14 protein-coding genes and 1 pseudogene are annotated in these 18,213 nt (G+C 67.6%); 11 read left to right on the forward strand and 4 right to left on the reverse strand.

Translation table 11 applies throughout. The features are described from left to right. Positions 1–9: 9 nt before the first annotated feature. The gene (drmB, locus tag QM693_RS27440; protein ID WP_283353870.1) at positions 10–1,881 is read left to right on the forward strand and encodes an MrfA Zn-binding domain-containing protein; all 1,872 of its coding nucleotides are present in this window, start codon (positions 10–12) and stop codon (positions 1,879–1,881) included. A 77-nt stretch (positions 1,882–1,958) separates the two neighbouring features. On the opposite strand, the gene QM693_RS27445 is transcribed toward drmB, so the two are convergent. Continuing rightward, positions 1,959–4,049: a UvrD-helicase domain-containing protein gene (locus tag QM693_RS27445; protein ID WP_283353871.1), complete on the reverse strand. Its 2,091-nt coding sequence runs from the start codon at positions 4,047–4,049 to the stop codon at positions 1,959–1,961. Between the two features lie 926 nt (positions 4,050–4,975). Here QM693_RS27445 and QM693_RS27450 point away from each other — a divergent pair. From QM693_RS27450 to QM693_RS27465, 4 genes are all read left to right on the forward strand, one after another. Beyond that, complete coding sequence (locus QM693_RS27450) at positions 4,976–5,371, forward strand: low affinity iron permease family protein (protein WP_005248960.1); 396 nt, start codon at positions 4,976–4,978, stop codon at positions 5,369–5,371. A gap of 81 nt (positions 5,372–5,452) precedes the next feature. Beyond that, entirely contained in the window at positions 5,453–7,006 is a 1,554-nt protein-coding gene (locus tag QM693_RS27455) for a succinic semialdehyde dehydrogenase (protein WP_283353872.1), read from the forward strand. 2 nt (positions 7,007–7,008) lie between these two features. Beyond that, positions 7,009–7,452: an SRPBCC family protein gene (locus QM693_RS27460; protein WP_349307523.1), complete on the forward strand. Its 444-nt coding sequence runs from the start codon at positions 7,009–7,011 to the stop codon at positions 7,450–7,452. A 102-nt stretch (positions 7,453–7,554) separates the two neighbouring features. Then, a complete protein-coding gene (locus QM693_RS27465; RefSeq protein WP_283332562.1) occupies positions 7,555–8,505 on the forward strand; it encodes an alpha/beta hydrolase in 951 nt (316 codons plus the stop codon). Here QM693_RS27465 and QM693_RS27470 read toward each other — a convergent pair. Genes QM693_RS27470 through QM693_RS27480 form a run of 3 tightly spaced genes read right to left on the reverse strand, consistent with a single transcriptional unit; the run spans position 8,495 to position 11,830 of the window. Beyond that, entirely contained in the window at positions 8,495–10,054 is a 1,560-nt protein-coding gene (locus QM693_RS27470; protein WP_283332563.1) for a long-chain-fatty-acid--CoA ligase, read from the reverse strand. The genes QM693_RS27465 and QM693_RS27470 overlap by 11 nt on opposite strands. Positions 10,055–10,064: 10 nt before the next feature. Beyond that, positions 10,065–10,847, reverse strand: a complete 783-nt coding sequence (locus tag QM693_RS27475; RefSeq protein WP_283332564.1) for an enoyl-CoA hydratase — start codon at positions 10,845–10,847, stop codon at positions 10,065–10,067. 11 nt (positions 10,848–10,858) lie between these two features. Beyond that, on the reverse strand, positions 10,859–11,830 hold the full coding sequence (locus QM693_RS27480; protein ID WP_283353874.1) for an NADPH:quinone oxidoreductase family protein: 972 nt from the start codon (positions 11,828–11,830) through the stop codon (positions 10,859–10,861). A gap of 148 nt (positions 11,831–11,978) precedes the next feature. Between QM693_RS27480 and QM693_RS27485 the strand changes: the two genes are divergently transcribed. The 6 genes and pseudogenes from QM693_RS27485 (at position 11,979) to QM693_RS27510 (ending at position 18,164) form a co-directional block, all read left to right on the forward strand. Next, complete coding sequence (locus QM693_RS27485; RefSeq protein ID WP_283332567.1) at positions 11,979–12,779, forward strand: crotonase/enoyl-CoA hydratase family protein; 801 nt, start codon at positions 11,979–11,981, stop codon at positions 12,777–12,779. Positions 12,780–12,868: 89 nt separating this feature from the next. Continuing rightward, complete coding sequence (locus tag QM693_RS27490; protein WP_061042174.1) at positions 12,869–14,062, forward strand: thiolase family protein; 1,194 nt, start codon at positions 12,869–12,871, stop codon at positions 14,060–14,062. Between the two features lie 39 nt (positions 14,063–14,101). Further along, a complete protein-coding gene (locus QM693_RS27495; protein ID WP_283353875.1) occupies positions 14,102–14,863 on the forward strand; it encodes a 3-hydroxyacyl-CoA dehydrogenase in 762 nt (253 codons plus the stop codon). 10 nt (positions 14,864–14,873) lie between these two features. After that, positions 14,874–15,515, forward strand: coding sequence for a TetR/AcrR family transcriptional regulator (locus tag QM693_RS27500; RefSeq protein WP_283353876.1), 642 nt, complete (start codon positions 14,874–14,876; stop codon positions 15,513–15,515). A 55-nt stretch (positions 15,516–15,570) separates the two neighbouring features. After that, positions 15,571–16,722: an acyl-CoA dehydrogenase family protein gene (locus tag QM693_RS27505; RefSeq protein WP_283353877.1), complete on the forward strand. Its 1,152-nt coding sequence runs from the start codon at positions 15,571–15,573 to the stop codon at positions 16,720–16,722. A 141-nt stretch (positions 16,723–16,863) separates the two neighbouring features. Next, positions 16,864–18,164, forward strand: a pseudogene (locus QM693_RS27510) (ISL3 family transposase). The last annotated feature ends 49 nt before the right edge of the window (positions 18,165–18,213 follow it).

Genomic DNA, 18,213 nt, shown 5'->3' on the forward strand with positions numbered 1-18,213 from the left:
AGCCCTGCGATGACACCTCCGAATAATCCCCGTCGACGGCGCGGTGCGGGAGCGCCCTCTCAGCCGATTCCGCGCAAGCCTGGCGCTGTGCGGCGCGCGCAACTCGTCACCACCTACGGGGTGGGCGCAATGATCGCGATCGACAACGAGTCGTTCATCGTCTCGGGTATCGACTCCTGGAAAATCGACGAGGCCCCGGTGGTGTACGAGCGCCGGCTCGCCCAGATCCTAGGCGTCTCGTCGTTTCGGCTACCGCCCGCCCCAGACCCAGACCGCGGAACCGGTGGGGTGGTTGTGCATCGCTTCCCGGAGTTCTATTCGTGCCCAGAATGCAAGGCGCTTCAGCCGTTCTTCAAGTTCAACTCGGCCAAGGGAAAGGCACGGTGCGACGAGTGTTCGGAGGATCTCGTCCCCTCGCGCTTCGTCATTGCGTGCGATCACGGCCACATCGAGGACTTCCCATACTGGAAATGGGTCCACCGCGGTGTTGAGAGGGAGAGTGGGAGGTGCGGAGGCACTCTGTCGCTCGACACAGATGGCAGTACCGCCTCGCTGCGGTCCGTGGTCGTGAGATGCACCTGCGGCGTGCCCAACGCGTCGATGGAGGGCGCGTTCCGTTCGAAAGCCCTGAAGGATCTCGGTATTCGATGCGGCGGGCGGCGGCCGTGGCTCAAGGGGGCAGCATCCCAGCTGTGTGACCAGCCGCCCCGAGCCATGCAGCGCGGTTCCTCGTCTGCGTGGCACCCGATCATGAACAGTGCACTGTCGATCCCGCCGTGGGGCGAGGGAGTGTATGCGCTCGTCGAGCAGCACAAACTGTTCGGAGCGAACGAGGACTACATCCGCTTCTACTTCAAGGATCGCGCCAGCGTGCTGGCCAAACTGAAGGCGACCGTCGAGGATGTCATCGAGGTCGTCATCGCGATCGAGGAATCTGATCCCGATCAAGGAGACGGTGAAGTGCCGGTCGTCAAGGCGAGTTCCAGGCTTCGTCAGGACGAGTATGAGGCACTCGTCCGCGGGCGGCCCGAGGTGCATGTCGCCGAGTACCAGCCGTTCGTCTGTGAGGCGCCGGAAGGTGACCCGACTCCGATTCGGGACCTGGGGATACGGGACAGCATGCTCGTCAAGCGTCTGCGTGAGGTGCGGGTGCTGTCATCGTTCGTCCGGGGCGAAGCGCCGACGGAGGCAGACCCGGAGCAGCGGCACGCGGAGATTAGTACCAAGGACGATCCGGAGTGGTTGCCAGCGATGGAGGTCAGCGGCGAAGGCGTGTTCCTCAGGCTCGATGCCGACCGGCTCGCAGCATGGGAGTCGGATCTTGCGGTCCGAGCTCGCAGTGAGCGGGTTCGGGCGAATCACAATGCGCTCCTACGCGAGCGAGGGGCCACCCGCAAGGTGAAGGACGGCAAGACGGTGGAGTCACATGTGACCCCTCGGCTTCTGCTGCTCCACACCCTCGCTCATGCGCTGATCACCGAGTGGAGCCTGGATGCCGGCTATCCGGCTTCGGCGCTGCGCGAGCGACTCTATGTCGACGGTGAGATGGCAGGAATGCTGATCTACACGGCGACCAGCGATTCGGCAGGTAGCCTCGGTGGAATTGTGGCTCAGGGCGAGCCGGACAAACTCGCGCACACGCTGCGGTCCGCCCTTGCACGCGCCGAATGGTGCTCGAACGACCCACTGTGCATGGAGGCGGAGGCGAGTGGCTCCGGCAGTGTGAACATGGCGGCCTGCCATGCGTGCGTACTGCTTCCGGAAACGAGCTGCGAGAACCTGAACGGCTTCCTGGACCGGGCGATGCTGCTGGGGGATCCGACAGGGACGCTGCCAGGCTACTTCGACGGTGCGATAGCTATGAGGCCTAACCAGCGGTGAGGCGATTCACCGATCAAGCTCGGCTACCGAGCCCGATCGGAAATTCACCCTTGTAGCTGAATTGACCCGACTACCGATCAGATCAGCGGGACGAGGAACGGGCTTGCCGGCCCACTCCAGGTGATGAGCAGGTCCTCGCGCGCGCGGGTGCATGCCACGAACAGCAGGCATCGTTCGCGTTGAATGTCCTGCTCGTGGGTCTGCAGGTCCTCCTCGGCGGGGGTGATCGCGGGGCCGGCCGGCACCTGCTTCGCGCCGACACCAACGACGGCCATGCACCGGAACTCGAGTCCCTTCATCGCATGCATGGTGCCGACGGAGACGGATTCGGTTGCGGTCTTCGACTTCGCCAGCGATCGCACGGGCACGCCCCGTCTGAACAGTTCGTCCTGCACCTTGGTGCCCAGCCATTTCGCGCGGGTCGCGATGCCTATCTCGCCGGGGTCTACACCGCCGTCGATCCACAGCTGCACGGTGTCCGCGACGTAGCCGATCTCCTCGTCCTGCGTGTCGAACTGCGTGGTCGCCGGCGGTGCGCCGTGGACCTCGGACCGGCAGCCGGCGATGGAGTCGAGCCGGCCGTCCATGTCGTCGACCCGCTCCCCACGCAGCAATTGCAGACTCCAGCCGAGGATTTCGGCGGTGGTGCGGTAGTTGAGGTTCAGCCGGCTCGACCGCCCGGTGATGTTGATGCCGACCTCGCGCAGGCTGACCTTGCTGTCGTAGATCCGCTGATGGGTGTCGCCGGCGATGAACAAACTGTCGGTGTCGTCGGCGACGGCGGCGCGGATAAGGCGCCACTGCTCGGGGCTCAGGTCCTGCGCTTCGTCGACCACGATGTGTCGGTACGGCTTCTCGGTGCGGGTTGTGAGCAGTCGAGCGGCTTCGCGGCATATCGTTTCGTGGGTCCACTGCCCGCGGACGGAGAGGAGAGATTCGAACTCACAGATAGTCTGCCACACCTGCGCCTTCTGGTTTGCGCCGAGCCGCCGCCCGCGGCCGGTCCGCTTCGCGGACAGGTACTCGTCGACAGTCGAGATGCTTTGTGAGAGTGCCACGTTGCGCCACTCTGCCGCGAGAAACACCTCCGAGAACGGCAGTTCGAGGCGATCGACGATCGATGACCATATCGCCTTCTCGTCGTCTTCGGTGAGCATCTTCGGCGTGCCGTGCGCCTCGCGGAAGGTCTGGTTGGCGAGTTTATCGACATTCTGCACGTCGATTCGGTCGAGTGCTTCCGGAGAGCTCGCGAGCAGTTTGATCCCGGCGCTGAGCGAATCGGTCAACGTTGAGGTAAACGTCGTGACGAGCACCGGACCGGTGGATCGGTGTGCCAGGCGGTGCGCCCGATGGAGCGCGACGACTGTCTTCCCGGTGCCGGGTCCGCCGGTGACACGAGCGGGCCCCCGGAAAGTCGCGTCGACGACCGACTGCTGCGTCGGGTGCAGGTAGATGCGCCAGAACGCGAACGGGTGCGCGAAGATTGCCATCAGATCGTCGGGGCCGTCGACGAGGACGATGCGATCGCTGCTGCGGGCGACAGCGGCGTCGAGGTCTTCGGGGTCGTATGGTTCGTCCACGATGCGGGCACCCAACTCGGACCACACCTGCTCGGGGGTGAGGCCGGAGGCAAGTCCGGTCAGTGCATCCCACTGGGTTTCGGGCAGGACCGGCTTGAGGGCGCTCAACTGCGACGCGTCGGTGAGGGTACGCGCGAGTACTAGGATCGTTTCGTCGATACCCAGACGGGTGAGGTCGGCATCGTTGACGTGCTCGAACAGCAACGTGGTCGACGATTTGGCAGCCTTCGCCAGCTCAGGCAGTGCCTCGTCGATCGTGACCACGTCGCGTACTTCGATGCCGCCCGTCGCACGGTTGACCGACACGTCCCGGCGACGCGCCCACATGTACGCGTCGTCGTGGGGCTTCACCGTGAGGAGGGTGTAGGAGTCACCGGTTTCGGGTGCGAGGACGATGCCGCGGTAGAACTGGTCGATCCGGATGGATCGGAATCGCGGATTGCGTGCGTCGCCGATCTTCTCCATATGGACGCCAGTGTGGGTGGCCGCCTCGAACTTTGCGAGGGTGTCGGTGATCCTGTCCTGGACCTGCTTGTCGAGGCGTCCGTATTCGCGGAGGCATTCCTTGTCGAGTGCGAGTTTCGGCATGTGGTGTACTCCCGGTAGCGACGATGGTCCGAACCATCAAACCACTCGCGTGTGGAGAGATGGTTTGGACTCGGCGCCGCGGCCGTAGGTCCGTGTTCAGACGACAGTTTTTACCGGTTCTGACCCCTAGTAGTACTCTGTTGCTCGTGGCGACTGTGGAGATCGACAGTGCTGCAGCAGAGGATCTTTCGGGAACACCTGCGGGCGCGGAGGTCGGTGCGGGCGCTCGAGGAGCGGAGGTGGTGGCGTCAGAACCAGCGGTCCGATCGACGCGGGTGGTCCTCGCGTTCTCGGAGTCTCGGCAACTGGTGCCCCTGTCCGTATCGGCTAGGTCGTCCCGCTGAGGATCACGCAGGCGACGAGAATCGCCGCGACCGACAACCCGCCGATCCAGCCGCGTCGAGGCAGTCCCAGCGCCAGTCTCGGAACTCGGGGTGACCACTCATGATCGGGGCATGTTCTGCGTCCGCCCGAGCAGCCATCTGGAGATTCTCGATGCGACGATTAGCGCATCGAGCACCTTCGGACGCAGGAAGCCCAGTAGAGGCACTCCCCGCCGAGGACGAGCATGAACAAGCCGATCCACGGGGCGCCGGTCATGAGCCCCGCGATCGCCATCGACAGCAGGAAGCTAGCGAGGACGGTGCCGACGAACCGCCACGATAATCGGATCGCTAATGGAGGTGAACGCGTCCATCTCGGGCGCGGAGGCCGCCTGCCCTGGGCGAGGTCGGATCGGCAGCGCGATGGCGGCCGGACCCCCGCACTCGGCGGAACGGGGCTTGGTACTCGGCGGACCGCGCCGAGCGCGGCCCGGATGGCGCTCCACTGCGACGGCGGCTGAGTCGTCTCCCTCGACACCGTCATCGCGGCGACTCGGGTGAAACGGGCATATCGGGAGTGGCAGCTGAGCCTAGACTCCGAAGATGGTGCGCAACGCGAAGGCCGCACGTCAGCAGCCCACCGATCAGCGTTCGGCGTTCGACAGGTTCGTGGAGCAGATCGAACTCCGGGTCAGCCAGGCGCCGTTCTTCGGGATCTGCGCAGGAGTGGTCGCGCTGTGGGTCGTCAGCATTCCGCTCTGGAAGGACCTTCACGAGTGGCAGATCGCCATCCACACCGCCGGTGCCGTCTTCACGTTGCTTCTCGTGGTCCTGCTCGAGAATGCCAGCCGCCGTGCCACCGAGGCTCTGCAGGAGAAACTGAACGTCATCGCCGAGGCGCTCGCCGCCCTGCTCGATTCCTCCGCCCAGGACAACCCCGAGCTGAAGAAGGCGGAGGAGAAGTTGCGGGAGGCTGTCGGGCTCGAAGACCGGCACTAGTCCATCCGCCCCTGTGACTTGGCGCACCAAGCAGGTAAGTTATGTGTAACCGCAAAAACTACTAACCAGTAGGGGTACGAAATGCCTGTTCCGTCCGCCGCCACGTTCGCGCGGCTCGCCGACCTCATCGCCATCCCGGATGCGGCGGATCGCCCGACGCGGTCCGTCGTCGAGGCGTTCACGGGTAAGGAACTGGCCACCGTCCCGGTCGGTACCGCTCAGGACGCCAAGGACGCGATCGCACGCGCCCGGGTGGCACAGAAGGAATGGGCCAAGCGTCCCGTCACGGAACGCGCCGCGATCTTCCACCGGTACCGCGACCTGGTGCTCGAGAACCGCGACGCCCTGATGGACATGGCTCAGGCCGAGACGGGCAAGTCCCGCGCCGCCGCGCAGGAGGAGGTCCTCGACATCTCGATGACCGCCCGCCACTACGCGCGCGTCGCCCCCAAGCTGCTGCGTCCCCGGCGCATCTCGGGCATGCTGCCCGGCCTCACCAAGACGGTCGTGCGGTACCAGCCGAAGGGCGTCGTCGGCGTCATCTCGCCGTGGAACTACCCCATGACCCTCGCGGTGTCCGACGCGGTCGCCGCGCTCCTCGCCGGCAACGCCGTCGTCCTCAAGCCCGACAGCCAGACCCCGTACTGCGCGCTGGCCTGCGTCGACCTGCTGTACCAGGCCGGGCTGCCGCGCGACCTGTTCGCTGTCGTCCCCGGACCGGGCTCGGTGGTCGGCACCGCCCTCGTCGAGAACACCGAGTACCTGATGTTCACCGGGTCCTCGGCCACGGGTCAGCTCCTCGCCGAGCAGGCCGGTCGCCGTCTCATCGGCTTCTCCGCCGAACTCGGCGGCAAGAACCCGATGATCGTCACCGCAGGCGCGAACCTCCGTGAGGTCACCGACGCCGCCGTCCGCGCCTGCTACTCCAACTCCGGGCAGCTGTGCATCTCGATCGAGCGGATCTACGTCGAGGAGTCCATCGCACCCGAGTTCACCCGTTTGTTCGGGGAACGCGTCCGCAACATGAAGCTCGGCGCCGGCTACGACTTCGGGATCGAAATGGGCAGTCTCGTCTCCGAGGCGCAGGTCAAGGCCGTGTCCAGCCACGTCGACGACGCCGTCGTCAAGGGCGCCACCGTGGTCGCCGGCGGTAAGGCGCGCCCCGACCTCGGACCCCTGTTCTACGAGCCGACCGTCCTGACCGGTGTTCCCGAGGACGCCGAGTGCTACCGCGACGAGACGTTCGGGCCGCTGGTCTCGATCTACCCCGTCGCCGATGTGGACGAGGCGATCGAACGCGCCAACGACACCGAATACGGCCTGAACGCCAGCGTGTGGGCGGGAACCAAGGCGGAGGGCGAGGCCATCGCCGCACGGATCCACGCCGGAACCGTCAACGTCGACGAGGGTTACGCCCCGGCATGGGGCAGCACCGGTGCGCCGATGGGCGGCATGGGAGTGTCCGGTGTCGGTCGCCGCCACGGCGACGACGGGCTCATCAAGTACACCGAACCGCAGACCATCGCCACCACCCGCATCCTCAACCTCGGCGGTCCGCGCGGACTGTCGCCGAAGGTGTGGGCCAAGATCATGCCGCCTTTCGTGAAGGCGCTGCAGTGGATTCCGGGCCGCTAGGCGTGGACAGCGCGAGCATCCTGATCGACGTCCCGCCCGGCAAGGTGTGGGACGTGGTGACCGACGTGGAGGGAATGGGCCGGTTCAGTCCCGAGAACACCGGGGCGCGCTGGACGTCCGGCACCCCGGTGACCGTGGGTGCCCGGTTCGTCGGCGCCAACCGGCACGGACCGGTGCGGTGGAAGACGCACTGCACCGTCGTGGATATCGTTCCGGGCCAGAAGTTCTCCTTCGAGGCGGACGAGCCGAAGGCGCGCTGGACGTATCATCTCGAACCCTCCGGCGCGGGCACACTCGTCACCGAGACCCGGGAGATCTACGCGACGCCCGTATGGTGGGTACGGCTGGTGCAGAAGTCGAAGGTGCTGGGCAGCAACCGCGACCAGCTGATGCAGGACGGGATGCGGCAGACGCTCGAGTGCATGAAAGTCGCACTCGAGAGCTGATTTTCCACCCTGGGGTGCCGATTCTTCACCCTAGGGTGGCTGTCGCCGCCGCGCGCAGGGCCCGAGACTGGACCATGTCCACACCTCTCGGAGGCGCCTCCCATGAATCCTCGGCCGTCACCCGTCGAAGCTGGTCGGTCGTGCCCTGACGTCCGCCGTGAGGACGTGTGGTTCTCCTCGCGGGGACAGCGCTGCGCGGCCTGGCTGTACCGGCGCCATTCCGAAACCCACACGGCAGCACCCTGTGTGGTGCTCGCGCACGGCTGGAGCGGGGTACGCGAACAGAGACTCGACGCGTTCGCGGAACGGTTCGCGGCCGCGGGAGTCACGGCGCTGGTGTTCGACTACCGCTACTTCGGCGCCAGCGAGGGCGAACCCCGCCAACTGCTCGACATCGACAGCCAACTCGACGACTGGGACAGCGCCGTCGCGTTCGTGCGCAGCCGCCCGGACATCGACCCCAGCCGGGTCGCGCTCTGGGGAACGTCACTGTCCGGCGGACTCGTCCTGACGGCGGCAGCGCGGGACCGGCGGGTGGCCGCGGTCGTGTCGCAGGTTCCGTACGTCGACGGTCTGACGAACCTTCCGCGACTGGGTGTGGTCGGCCTCGGCCGCATGGCGGTCGCCTACCTGCGGGACCGGTACGCCCAGCTGCGGCACCGGCCGCCGTACATGTTTCCCGTCGTCGGGCCGCCGGGCTCGTTCGCGGCCATGACCACACCCGACGCGGAGGCGGGATATCACGGGATGGATCCGCCCGGTTCGACATGGCGCAACGAGACACCGGGGCGGGTGGCGTTGCAGGCAGCGCTGTACCGGCCGACGAAAACGGTCGCGAAGATCGCCTGCCCCGTCTTCTTCGCCATCGCGGACCACGACGTCGTCACGTTCACCCGCAGCGCGCAGAAGGCCGCGGCCAAGACCCCGGGCGCCGAGGTGCACGTGTACCCGGGCGGTCATTTCGACCCCTACTTCGGCGAGCTCTTCGAGCGGGTGGTCGCGGACGAGACCGACTTCCTCGTCCGCCACCTCCGTCCCCCGGCTAGCCGCTGACCGTGCCGAACTGTTCCCGCAGAACACCTTTGACGACCTTCCCGCTGGCGTTGCGGGGCAGTTGGGGGAGGACCTCGACGAATTTGGGCCGCTTGTAGCGGGCGACCCGGCCGTCGAGCCAGTCCGCGAGGGCGTCGACCTCGAGCGCCGCCCCGGCCCGCGGGACGACGACCGCGACGGGAACCTCACCCCACCGCTCGTCGGCCCGCCCGATCACCGCGACATCCATGATGTCCGGGTGGGCGGCCAGGGCATTCTCGACCTCGGCGCAGTAGATGTTCTCCCCACCCGAGATGATCATGTCCTTCTTGCGGTCTACCACGTACACGAACCCGTCCGAGTCCACCCGCACGAGGTCGCCGGAGTGGAACCAGCCGCCGTCGAACGCGTCCGCGGTGGCCGCGGGGTTCCGCCAGTACCCCTCCATGAGTCCCGGGCCGCGGTAGACGATCTCACCGATCTCGCCCTGCGGCACGTCGTTCATCGCTTCGTCGACCACGCGCATCGCCACGGTGTCGATCGGTTTCCCGACCGACCCGATCTTGCGCACGGCGTCCTTGCCGTCGAGCATGCACGTCACCGGCGACATCTCGGTCTGCCCGAAGAACGCGACGATCGCGGCGTCCGGGAAGGCGGCGTACAGGCGGTCGAGGAGGGTCGGGGTGGCCGGCGCGGCTCCCCAGCCCAGCACCCGCAGGGCGAGATCCCGACCCTCGAGGCCGGCGTCGTCGAGGATGGCCTGCCACTGGGTGGGCACCATGAACACGCTGGTCACCCGCTCACGCTCGAGCGCGTCGAGTAGCTCGGTCGCATCGAACGCACCGGTCGGGTGGATCACGATGGTGGCGCCGATCAGCAGGAACGGCCCGACGCTGCCGAGGGCGGCGATGTGGAACAGCGGGGACGAGACCAGGTTGACCTCGGACTCGGTGTCGAACAGTCGCCATCCGCGGATCAAGGTCAGTGCCTGTGCCTGCAGATTGAGGTGCGACAGCACCGCGCCCTTCGGACGGCCGGTGGTGCCGGACGTGTACATGATGGCGGCGGGGGAGTCTTCCGCCACGTCCGCGATCGGGACGTCGGGATCGGCTGCGCGCAACTGCGTCTCGAGCGAGACGTCGACGGGGGCGTCGCCGACCACGAGAACCGGCACGCTGTCGTCGACCTCCGCGGCGAGCCCGGTGAGTGAATCCTCCACGACCACGACGGTGGCGTCGCTGTCGGCGACGATGAACCGCACCTCGCCGGGGCTGAGCCGGAAGTTCACCGGCACCGCGATCGCACCCAGGCGAGTCGCCGCCAGCATCACCTCGAGGAACTCGGGGCGGTTGGTCAGCAGCAGCACGACGCGGTCGCCGCGGCCGACACCGTGGGCGGCGAGGACGGCGGCCGTCCGCGCGCTGCGGTCCTCGAGCTCACGCCAGGTGGTCGACGTGCCCCGGAACCGGAGCGCCACCGCCTCGGGTTTCGCGAAGGCATGCCGGGCAACATGATTCGCCCAGTGGGTGCGCCGGGAGGCGAAGGGCTGCGCGTTCGACGTCGCGGTCATCGTGATGCCGTCAGCCGCGGCCGAACACTGCCGGACGCTTCTCCAGGAACGCCGCGACGCCTTCCCGGAAGTCGGGGGCGGCGAGGAGGTCGAGCTGACCCGTGCGCTCGCGGGCGAACGCGTTGTCGAGTTCGGTGAGGGTGGCGTCGTTGACCGCGTCCTTGGTGAAGTGGAACGCCTCCGACGGTCCGTCGGCGAGACGTCGCGCGAGGGCGTCGACGGTCGCGGCGAACTCGTCGTCGGGGTACACGTCGGCGATCAACCCGGCCGCGAGAGCCTCACGTGCGGGCAGTCGTTCGGCCAGCAGCGCCATCTTCAGCGCGCGGGCGCGACCGACCGACGCGGCGACCAGTGCGGTGGCACCACCGTCCGGCATGAGGCCGACCTTCGTGAACGCGAGCAGGAAATAGCTCGACGCGGTGGCGACCGTGAGGTCGCAGGCCAGGGCGAGGGACACCCCGACGCCGGCGGCGGGACCGTTGACCGCGCCGATCACGGGCCGGGGGAACGCGCGAATCGTGGCCGCCGTGCGGTTCGCGGCGTCGATCGTCGCGGACGACGGAGGACCGGAGACGTTCTCGCCACCCAGGTCCGCACCCGTGCAGAACGCACGACCGGCGCCGGCGAGGACGGCGGCCCGCACCTCCGCGTCGCCGGCGTACTTGTCGAATGCGTCGGCGACGGCGTCGAGGGTTTCGGTGGTGACGGCGTTCATGCGGGCGGGACGGTCGAGGGTGACGCGCAGGACGCCGTCGTCGACGGTCGTGTCCACGCCGGGAATGTCGGAGCTCATGGGGATCCTTGTCAGGAAGGGTGGACGGAGAGGGCGATCTTGCCGGTGGCGGAACGGGTTTCGAGCGTCCGCAGTGCGTCGACGGCGTGTTCGAACGAGTAGGTGGTGGGCTCGGCGATCTGCAGCGCACCGGATTCGAGGAGCGGGCCCAGGGCCGCCCACTGCCTGCTCGTGTAGCCGGGGTTGGTGCGCACGTACTCGCCCCAGCCGGCCCCGAGAACGGAGATGTTACGCAGGAGAAGGCGATTGACCTTGACGGTGGGGATCTCGCCGCCGGTGAAGCCGAGGACCACCAGTCGCCCGTTGGGCGCGAGGCTGCGCAGGCTGTCGGTGAAACGGTCGCCGCCGACCGGGTCGAGGATGATGTCGACTCCGCGGCCTCCGGTGAGGTCGCGGACCTGGTCCTTCCAGCCGTCCAGGAGAACGACGTGATCGGCGCGGTTGGCCTTCGCGATGCCGGCTTTCTCCTCGGTGCTGACCACGGCGATCGTCTCGAGCCCCAGCGCGGCGGCGACCTGCAGGGCGGCGACCCCGACACCGCCTGCGGCGCCGTGCACCAGCACGATCTCGCCGGGGCGGTAGCGGGCGCGCTCGTCGAGAGCGAAGTGCACGGTGAGGTAGTTCATCAGGAAGCCCGCCCCGGCCTCGAGCGACACCGAATCGGGCAGCGGGAACACCGAGTCCGGCTCCACCGCAATGGTCTGCTGCCACGATCCGTCCGACGCGAGGACGGCCACCCGCTGCCCGGCACGGATGCCGCTGTCCGTGGGTGCGCTGCGGACCACGCCCGCGCCCTCGACACCGAGCACGAACGGCAGTTCCCGGACGAGCTGGTAGCTGCCCGTGGTCTGCAGAAGGTCGGGAAACGACACTCCGGCGGCGTGCAGATCCACGACGACGCGGCCGGTGCCGTCGGGTTCGTCGATCTCGACGAGCTGGACTCCGGCGGGGCCGGAAGCGGTGGTCAATTGCTGGGCATACACGTGGTGATCTCCTCCGTCGGTCCCTGACTATCCATACCAGACGCAACTGAACGGGCGCTAGATAAATTCGACCATTGACCCTGTAGGTGACGCCGTGGTACTAACTTTAACGAGCGATCAGTAATCATGCCGAGGCGGAGGACGAGACGTGCCAGAACAGACGGAGACGACGGAGGCAGCCGCACTGTGGGAGCGGCGCGGAGGAATCGGCATCATCACGCTGAACCGCCCCAAGGCGCTCAATGCGGTGAACGGCGCGTTGTCGACCGCAGTGGGCAATCTGCTCGAGCAGGCCGAGAACGACCCCGAGGTGCGGGTGGTCGTCGTGACCGGGGCCGGCCGCGCGTTCTGCGCCGGCGCCGATCTCAAGGCCCTCTCCACGGGCGGGAACATCGCTGCGGAGGGGCACCCCGAATGGGGCTTCGCCGGATACGCGCAACACTGGATCAGCAAGCCGACCATCGCCGCGGTCAACGGCTTCGCCCTCGGCGGTGGCACTGAACTGGTCCTCGCCAGTGACCTCGCGGTCGTCGATGAGGAGGCGGCCCTCGGGCTTCCCGAGGTCAAGCGCGGACTGTTCGCCGCCGCCGGCGGCGTGATCCGCCTGCAGCAGCAGATCCCGAAGAAGGTCGCGCTGGAAATCGCACTCACCGGCGAGCCGATCACCGCGGCGCAGGGCAAGGAACTGGGCCTGGTCAACCGTGTCGCCCCGGCAGGCACCGCCCTCGACGTCGCGCTCGAACTCGCCGAGCAGATCGCCGCCAACGCACCGCTGTCGGTGCGCGAATCGAAGGCCATGATCCACCGCACCGCAACCGAACCCGACTGGGGCGACGGGGCGTGGGAGGCGAACAACGCCGCCATCGCGACCATCTTCACCAGCGCCGACGCCAAGGAAGGCCCGACGGCGTTCGCCGAGAAGCGCCAGCCGGTCTGGCAGGGCCGCTGACCCGTGAGTACTTATTAACCGCGGGCGGTTAATAAGTACTCACGGGCGGCGCAGCCGCACACACTTTCTCCTCCTCGAAAGGGAACATCATGACCAACGCTGTCATCGTGGACGTCGTCCGCCTCGCCTCCGGTAAGGGCAAGCCGGGTGGTGCGCTGTCGGGCACGCACCCGGTCGAACTGCTGGCACACGTGCTGCGCAGCATCGTCGAACGCAACGGCATCGACCCCGCACAGGTCGACGACGTCATCGGCGGCTGCGTCGGGCAGGCCGGCGAGCAGGCCCTCAACATCTCCCGGACGGCAGTGCTGTCGGCGGGATTCCCGGATTCGGTTCCGGCCACCACCGTCGACCGCCAGTGCGGCTCGAGCCAGCAGGCGGCGCACTTCGCCGCGCAGGGCGTGATCGCCGGCGCCTACGACATCGTGATCGCCTGCGGTGTGGAGTCGATGTCCCGCGTTCCGATGGGCACGACGACCATCGGTCAGGACGCGTCCGGCCCGGGCATCGCCGCCCGCTACCCCGAGGGACTCGTCAACCAGGGCATCTCCGCCGAACTGATCGCCGCCAAGTGGAAGTTCGACCGCGACACCCTCGACGCGTTCTCCGCGCAGTCGCATCAGCGTGCCGCCGACGCCCTGTCGAAGGGCTTGTTCGACAAGGAGATCGTCCCGATCTCGGTCACCAACGCCGCCGGTGAGACGGTGACCCACACCGCCGACGAGACCGTGCGCGCCTCCACCACCGCCGAGGGACTGTCCGGGCTGAAGTCGTCGTTCTATTCCGAGAAGTACGCGGCCCGGTTCCCCGAGGCGCAGTGGCACATCACCCCGGGCAACTCGTCGCCGCTGACCGACGGCGCGTCCGCGGCGCTGATCATGAGCGAGGAGATGGCGTCGAAGCTGGGGCTGACCCCGCGGGCACGGTTCCACTCGTTCGCCGTTGCCGGTGACGACCCGGTCTTCATGCTCACCGCGCCGATCCCGGCGACCAAGAAGATCCTCGCGAAGTCGGGGCTGAGCATCGACGACATCGACGCCTACGAGGTCAACGAGGCGTTCGCCCCGGTGCCGCTGGCGTGGGCGCACGAGTTCGGGGCCGACCCGGCCAAGCTCAACCCGTGGGGCGGCGCCATCGCGCTCGGGCACGCACTCGGCTCCTCGGGCACCCGCCTGCTGAGCACCCTGGTCAACAACCTCGAGGCCACCGGCGGACGCTACGGCCTGCAGACCATGTGCGAGGGCGCGGGCATGGCCAACGCCACCATCATCGAACGCATCTGACCCACTTCCCCGAAAATCCTGCTTCCGAAAGGTATAGACATGATCGTCAACGACAGCGCCGCACTCGTCACCGGCGGTGCCTCGGGCCTCGGCCTGGCCACCACCAAGGCCCTGCTCGCCGACGGCGCCAGCGTCGTCATCATCGACCTGCCCTCGTCCAACGGTGAGACCGTCGCCAAGGAACTCGGCGACCGTGTGCGCTTCGCCGCCGGCGACGTCACCAGCGAGGCTGACGTGTCCGCCGCACTCGATGTCGCGGAGTCGCTCGGACCGCTGCGTGTCGCGGTGAACTGCGCCGGCATCGGCAACGCCATCAAGACCGTGAGCAAGAACGGCGCGTTCCCGCTGGCCGATTTCACCAAGATCGTCACCGTTAATCTGATCGGCACGTTCAACGTGATCCGCCTTGCTGCCGAGCGCATCTCGAAGAACGAGCCGATCGACGGTGAGCGCGGCGTCATCATCAACACCGCCTCCGTCGCCGCGTACGAGGGCCAGATCGGTCAGGCCGCGTACTCCGCGTCCAAGGGCGGCGTCGTCGGCATGACCCTGCCGATCGCCCGCGACCTCGCGTCGCTGCTGATCCGCGTCAACACCATCGCGCCCGGCCTGTTCAAGACGCCGCTGCTCGGCTCCCTGCCGGAGGCGGCGCAGCAGTCGCTCGGCGGTCAGGTTCCGCACCCCTCGCGTCTCGGCGACCCGTCCGAGTACGGCGCGCTCGCCGCGCACATCGTCAGCAACCCGATGCTCAACGGCGAGACCATCCGTCTCGACGGCGCCATCCGCATGGCACCGCGCTGATCGGCGAACTGTGACTCTGCGCGAGGACGGGCCGACGGTGACGGAGCCGGTGTACACCGACTGGCGGACGTTCGAGGCCCTGCCGCTGACGCCCATCCTCGAGCAGGCATTGGATCTGTTCAACGAGAACGGTTACCACGGCACGACGGTGCGGCAGATCGCCCGTCGTGTCGGGGTGACCGTTCCGGCCCTGTACTACCACCACGAGAGCAAGGAAGCCGTTCTCGTGGCCCTGTTCGAACTGCAGATGCGCGAACTGAACGACCGCGCCGAGGCAGCCGCCCGCGAGGCCGGCGACGACGTGGTGGCGCAATTCTCCAACGTCGTCGAGGCGATCGTCCTGTACATGACGTACCGGGTGCGGCACGTCTCCCTCGACACCGAGTTGCGGCACGTCTCGGCCGACAGCCGCAGCCGCTACGCCGCGTCCCGCAAGCGGCTCGAACTGATGTTGGTCGACCTCGTCGCCGACTGCGTCGCCCGCGACGTGTTCCACAGCGGGGACGTCCCCGAGACCGTGCGCGCCCTCCTCGGGATGTGCCAGTCCATTCCGCGCTGGTACCAGCCGGGCGGGGCACTGACCCCCGAGCAGGTCGCAGACCGCTACGTCGACATCGCTCTACACACCGTCGGGTATCTACCCGCCCACTGACATCGCGCCGGGTCCACCGAGCCGGACGAGCTCGTCCCGGCGACAAGGAGAGACCATGCAGCGCACCCTATTCGACAAGGATCACGAAGCGTACCGGGAGACCGTGCGCGAATTCCTCGCCCGCGAGATCGAGCCGAATTACGAACGGTGGGAATCCGAGCGGCTCATCGACCGCTCGGCGTGGCTGGCGGCCGGCAAGTCCGGGATCGTCGGACTCGGTGTGCCCGAGGAATTCGGTGGCTCGGGCGTCACCGACTACCGCTTCCGGTACGTCGTCGCCGAGGAGATCGCCCGCACCGCGACGACGTCGTTCGGTTCGGGACTGTCCCTCCAGGACGACATCGCCATCCCGTACATCGTGAACCTCGGCACGGACGAGCAGAAGCAGCGGTGGCTGCCCGGCATGGCCGCGGGCGAGCTGATCGGCGCCATCGCGATGACCGAGCCCGGCGCCGGCAGCGACCTGCAGGGCGTGAAGACCACCGCGGTGCGGGACGGCGACGAGTGGGTGATCAACGGTCAGAAGACGTTCATCACCAACGGTATTCACTCCGACCTCGTCATCGTCGTCGCGCGCACCGACCCGAGCGCCGGTTCCAAGGGCTTCTCCCTGCTCGTCGTGGAGCGGGGCATGCCCGGTTTCAGCCGTGGCCGCAAGCTGCACAAGGTCGGACTGGCCGGTCAGGACACGGCCGAGCTCGTGTTCGAGGACGTGCGGGTACCCGCCACCAATCTGCTCGGCACCGAGGGTCGCGGCTTCGTCCACCTCATGGAAAACCTGCCCCTCGAACGTATTTCGATCGCGGTCAACGCGATCGCCGCCGCGAAGGCCGCGTACCAGTGGACGAGGGACTACGTGTTCGAGCGCAAGGCGTTCGGGAAGCCGATCGGCGATCTGCAGAACACCCGGTTCGCGCTGGCGGAGATGCTCACCGAGATCGAGGTGACCGAATCGCACATCGACCGGTGCGTACTCGCCTTGAACGCAGACGAACTCACCGCCGTCGACGCGTCGAAGGGCAAGTGGTGGGCCAGTGAACTGCAGAAGCGTGTCGTCGACCGCTGCGTCCAGTTGCACGGCGGCTACGGCTACATGATGGAGTACCCCATCGGCCGCGCATACGTCGACAGCCGGATCCAGACGATCTACGGCGGCACCACCGAGATCATGAAGGAAATCATCGGTCGCGACATCGCGGCAGGATAGGCGGCTCCGCCGCCCGTGCGCCTTTTTGGGCTCTACTGCTGTGAGCGTGGGTGAATACCGGTCCTGCTGAGGGCGCACGCCGTTCTCCCAGTAGCGTTCTGGCTTGTCTAGGGTCAGTCGGCTACATGTGTGGAGAACGGCGTGCGCGAAGCCAGGATATGGCGTCAGGTGTTGGGTGTCGAAAAGACGGTGATCGAGCACGTCGTTTTCGACGAATCGGCCGCGGCGGTGATCGTCGCGGTCCGTCCGCAGGCGCGGGCGATGTCACGGTGCGGGGTGTGCGGGCGGCGCAGCCCCGGATACGACGGCGGTGCCGGGCGGCGACGGTGGCGCGGCCCGGATTGCGGCCTGGTCCGTACCTTCATCGAGGCCGAGGCACCGCGGGTGGCCTGCCGCGAGCATGGGGTCACGGTGGCCGCGGTGCCCTGGGCACGGCACCGCGCCGGCCACACCTACTCGTTCGACCAGACGGTGGCGTGGCTGGCCACGCACACCTCGAAGGCTGCGACGTGCGAGTTAATGCGCACCGCGTGGCGCACGGTCGGGGCGATCGTGGACCGGGTGTGGGCCGACACCGAACCCGCCCGGGATCCGCTGGCCGGGCTGCGGCGGATCGGGATCGACGAGATCTCCTACAAGAAGGGCCACAAGTATCTGACGGTCGTCGTCGACCACGACTCCGGCCGGCTGGTGTGGGCGGCCCCCGGCCGGGACGCGGCCACCCTGTCCGGGTTCTTCGACCTGCTCGGGGCCGATCGGTGCGCGCGGATCACCCACGTCACCTCGGACGCGGCCGGGTGGATCGGGTCGGTGGTGACCCGGTACTGCCCGGATGCGGTCCGGTGCGCGGACCCGTTCCACGTGGTCGCCTGGGCCACCGAAGCGCTGGACACGGTGCGGCGGGCGGCGTGGAATCGGGCGCGGGCCACCGAAACCCTTCCCGTGGGGGCGGTTGGAAACCGCGGCGTCGCCCAAAGGCCGGGCCAGCTCGAACGGTGAAACGCAGCCGGTGGGCGTTGCTGAAGAACCCGGACACGCTCAATGCGCAGCAGCGGGCGACGCTGCGGTGGATCGAACTGCACGATCCCGTGCTGCACCGTGGTTACCTGCTCAAGGAGAGTTTGCGGTTGATCTTCCAGCTCCCGGCCGAGCAGGCCGCCACCGAACTCGATCGATGGATCGACTGGGCGAGGCGGTGCCGCATCCCGGCGTTTGTCGCGCTGCAGAAAAGCATCCTCGTCCACAAACCCGCCATCCTCGCCGCCATCGAACACGGGTTGTCGAACGGGCGGATCGAATCGGTCAACACCAAGATCCGCCTCATCACCCGACGTGGATTCGGGTTCCACACCCCCGAGGCAGTCATCGCACTGGCAATGCTCAGCCTCGGGGGCGCTCGACCACAATTACCCGGCCGGACCAACCCACGAATGAGTCAGTAGAGCCCCTTTTTGGTTGTCCCAGTTACCAAAAAGGCGCACGGGCGCGAAG

This window comes from Rhodococcus sp. IEGM 1305 (assembly GCF_030058635.1).
In the GTDB taxonomy this organism is placed as follows: Bacteria; Actinomycetota; Actinomycetes; order Mycobacteriales; family Mycobacteriaceae; genus Rhodococcus_F; species Rhodococcus_F opacus_D.

Coding starts and splice junctions, on each gene's coding strand:
- drmB (WP_283353870.1), top strand. CDS start 10: ATGACACCTCCGAATAATCCCCGTCGACGGCGCGGTGCGGGAGCGCCC.
- QM693_RS27445 (WP_283353871.1), bottom strand. CDS start 4,049: ATGCCGAAACTCGCACTCGACAAGGAATGCCTCCGCGAATACGGACGC.
- QM693_RS27450 (WP_005248960.1), top strand. CDS start 4,976: ATGGTGCGCAACGCGAAGGCCGCACGTCAGCAGCCCACCGATCAGCGT.
- QM693_RS27455 (WP_283353872.1), top strand. CDS start 5,453: ATGCCTGTTCCGTCCGCCGCCACGTTCGCGCGGCTCGCCGACCTCATC.
- QM693_RS27465 (WP_283332562.1), top strand. CDS start 7,555: ATGAATCCTCGGCCGTCACCCGTCGAAGCTGGTCGGTCGTGCCCTGAC.
- QM693_RS27470 (WP_283332563.1), bottom strand. CDS start 10,054: ATGACCGCGACGTCGAACGCGCAGCCCTTCGCCTCCCGGCGCACCCAC.
- QM693_RS27475 (WP_283332564.1), bottom strand. CDS start 10,847: ATGAGCTCCGACATTCCCGGCGTGGACACGACCGTCGACGACGGCGTC.
- QM693_RS27490 (WP_061042174.1), top strand. CDS start 12,869: ATGACCAACGCTGTCATCGTGGACGTCGTCCGCCTCGCCTCCGGTAAG.
- QM693_RS27495 (WP_283353875.1), top strand. CDS start 14,102: ATGATCGTCAACGACAGCGCCGCACTCGTCACCGGCGGTGCCTCGGGC.
- QM693_RS27505 (WP_283353877.1), top strand. CDS start 15,571: ATGCAGCGCACCCTATTCGACAAGGATCACGAAGCGTACCGGGAGACC.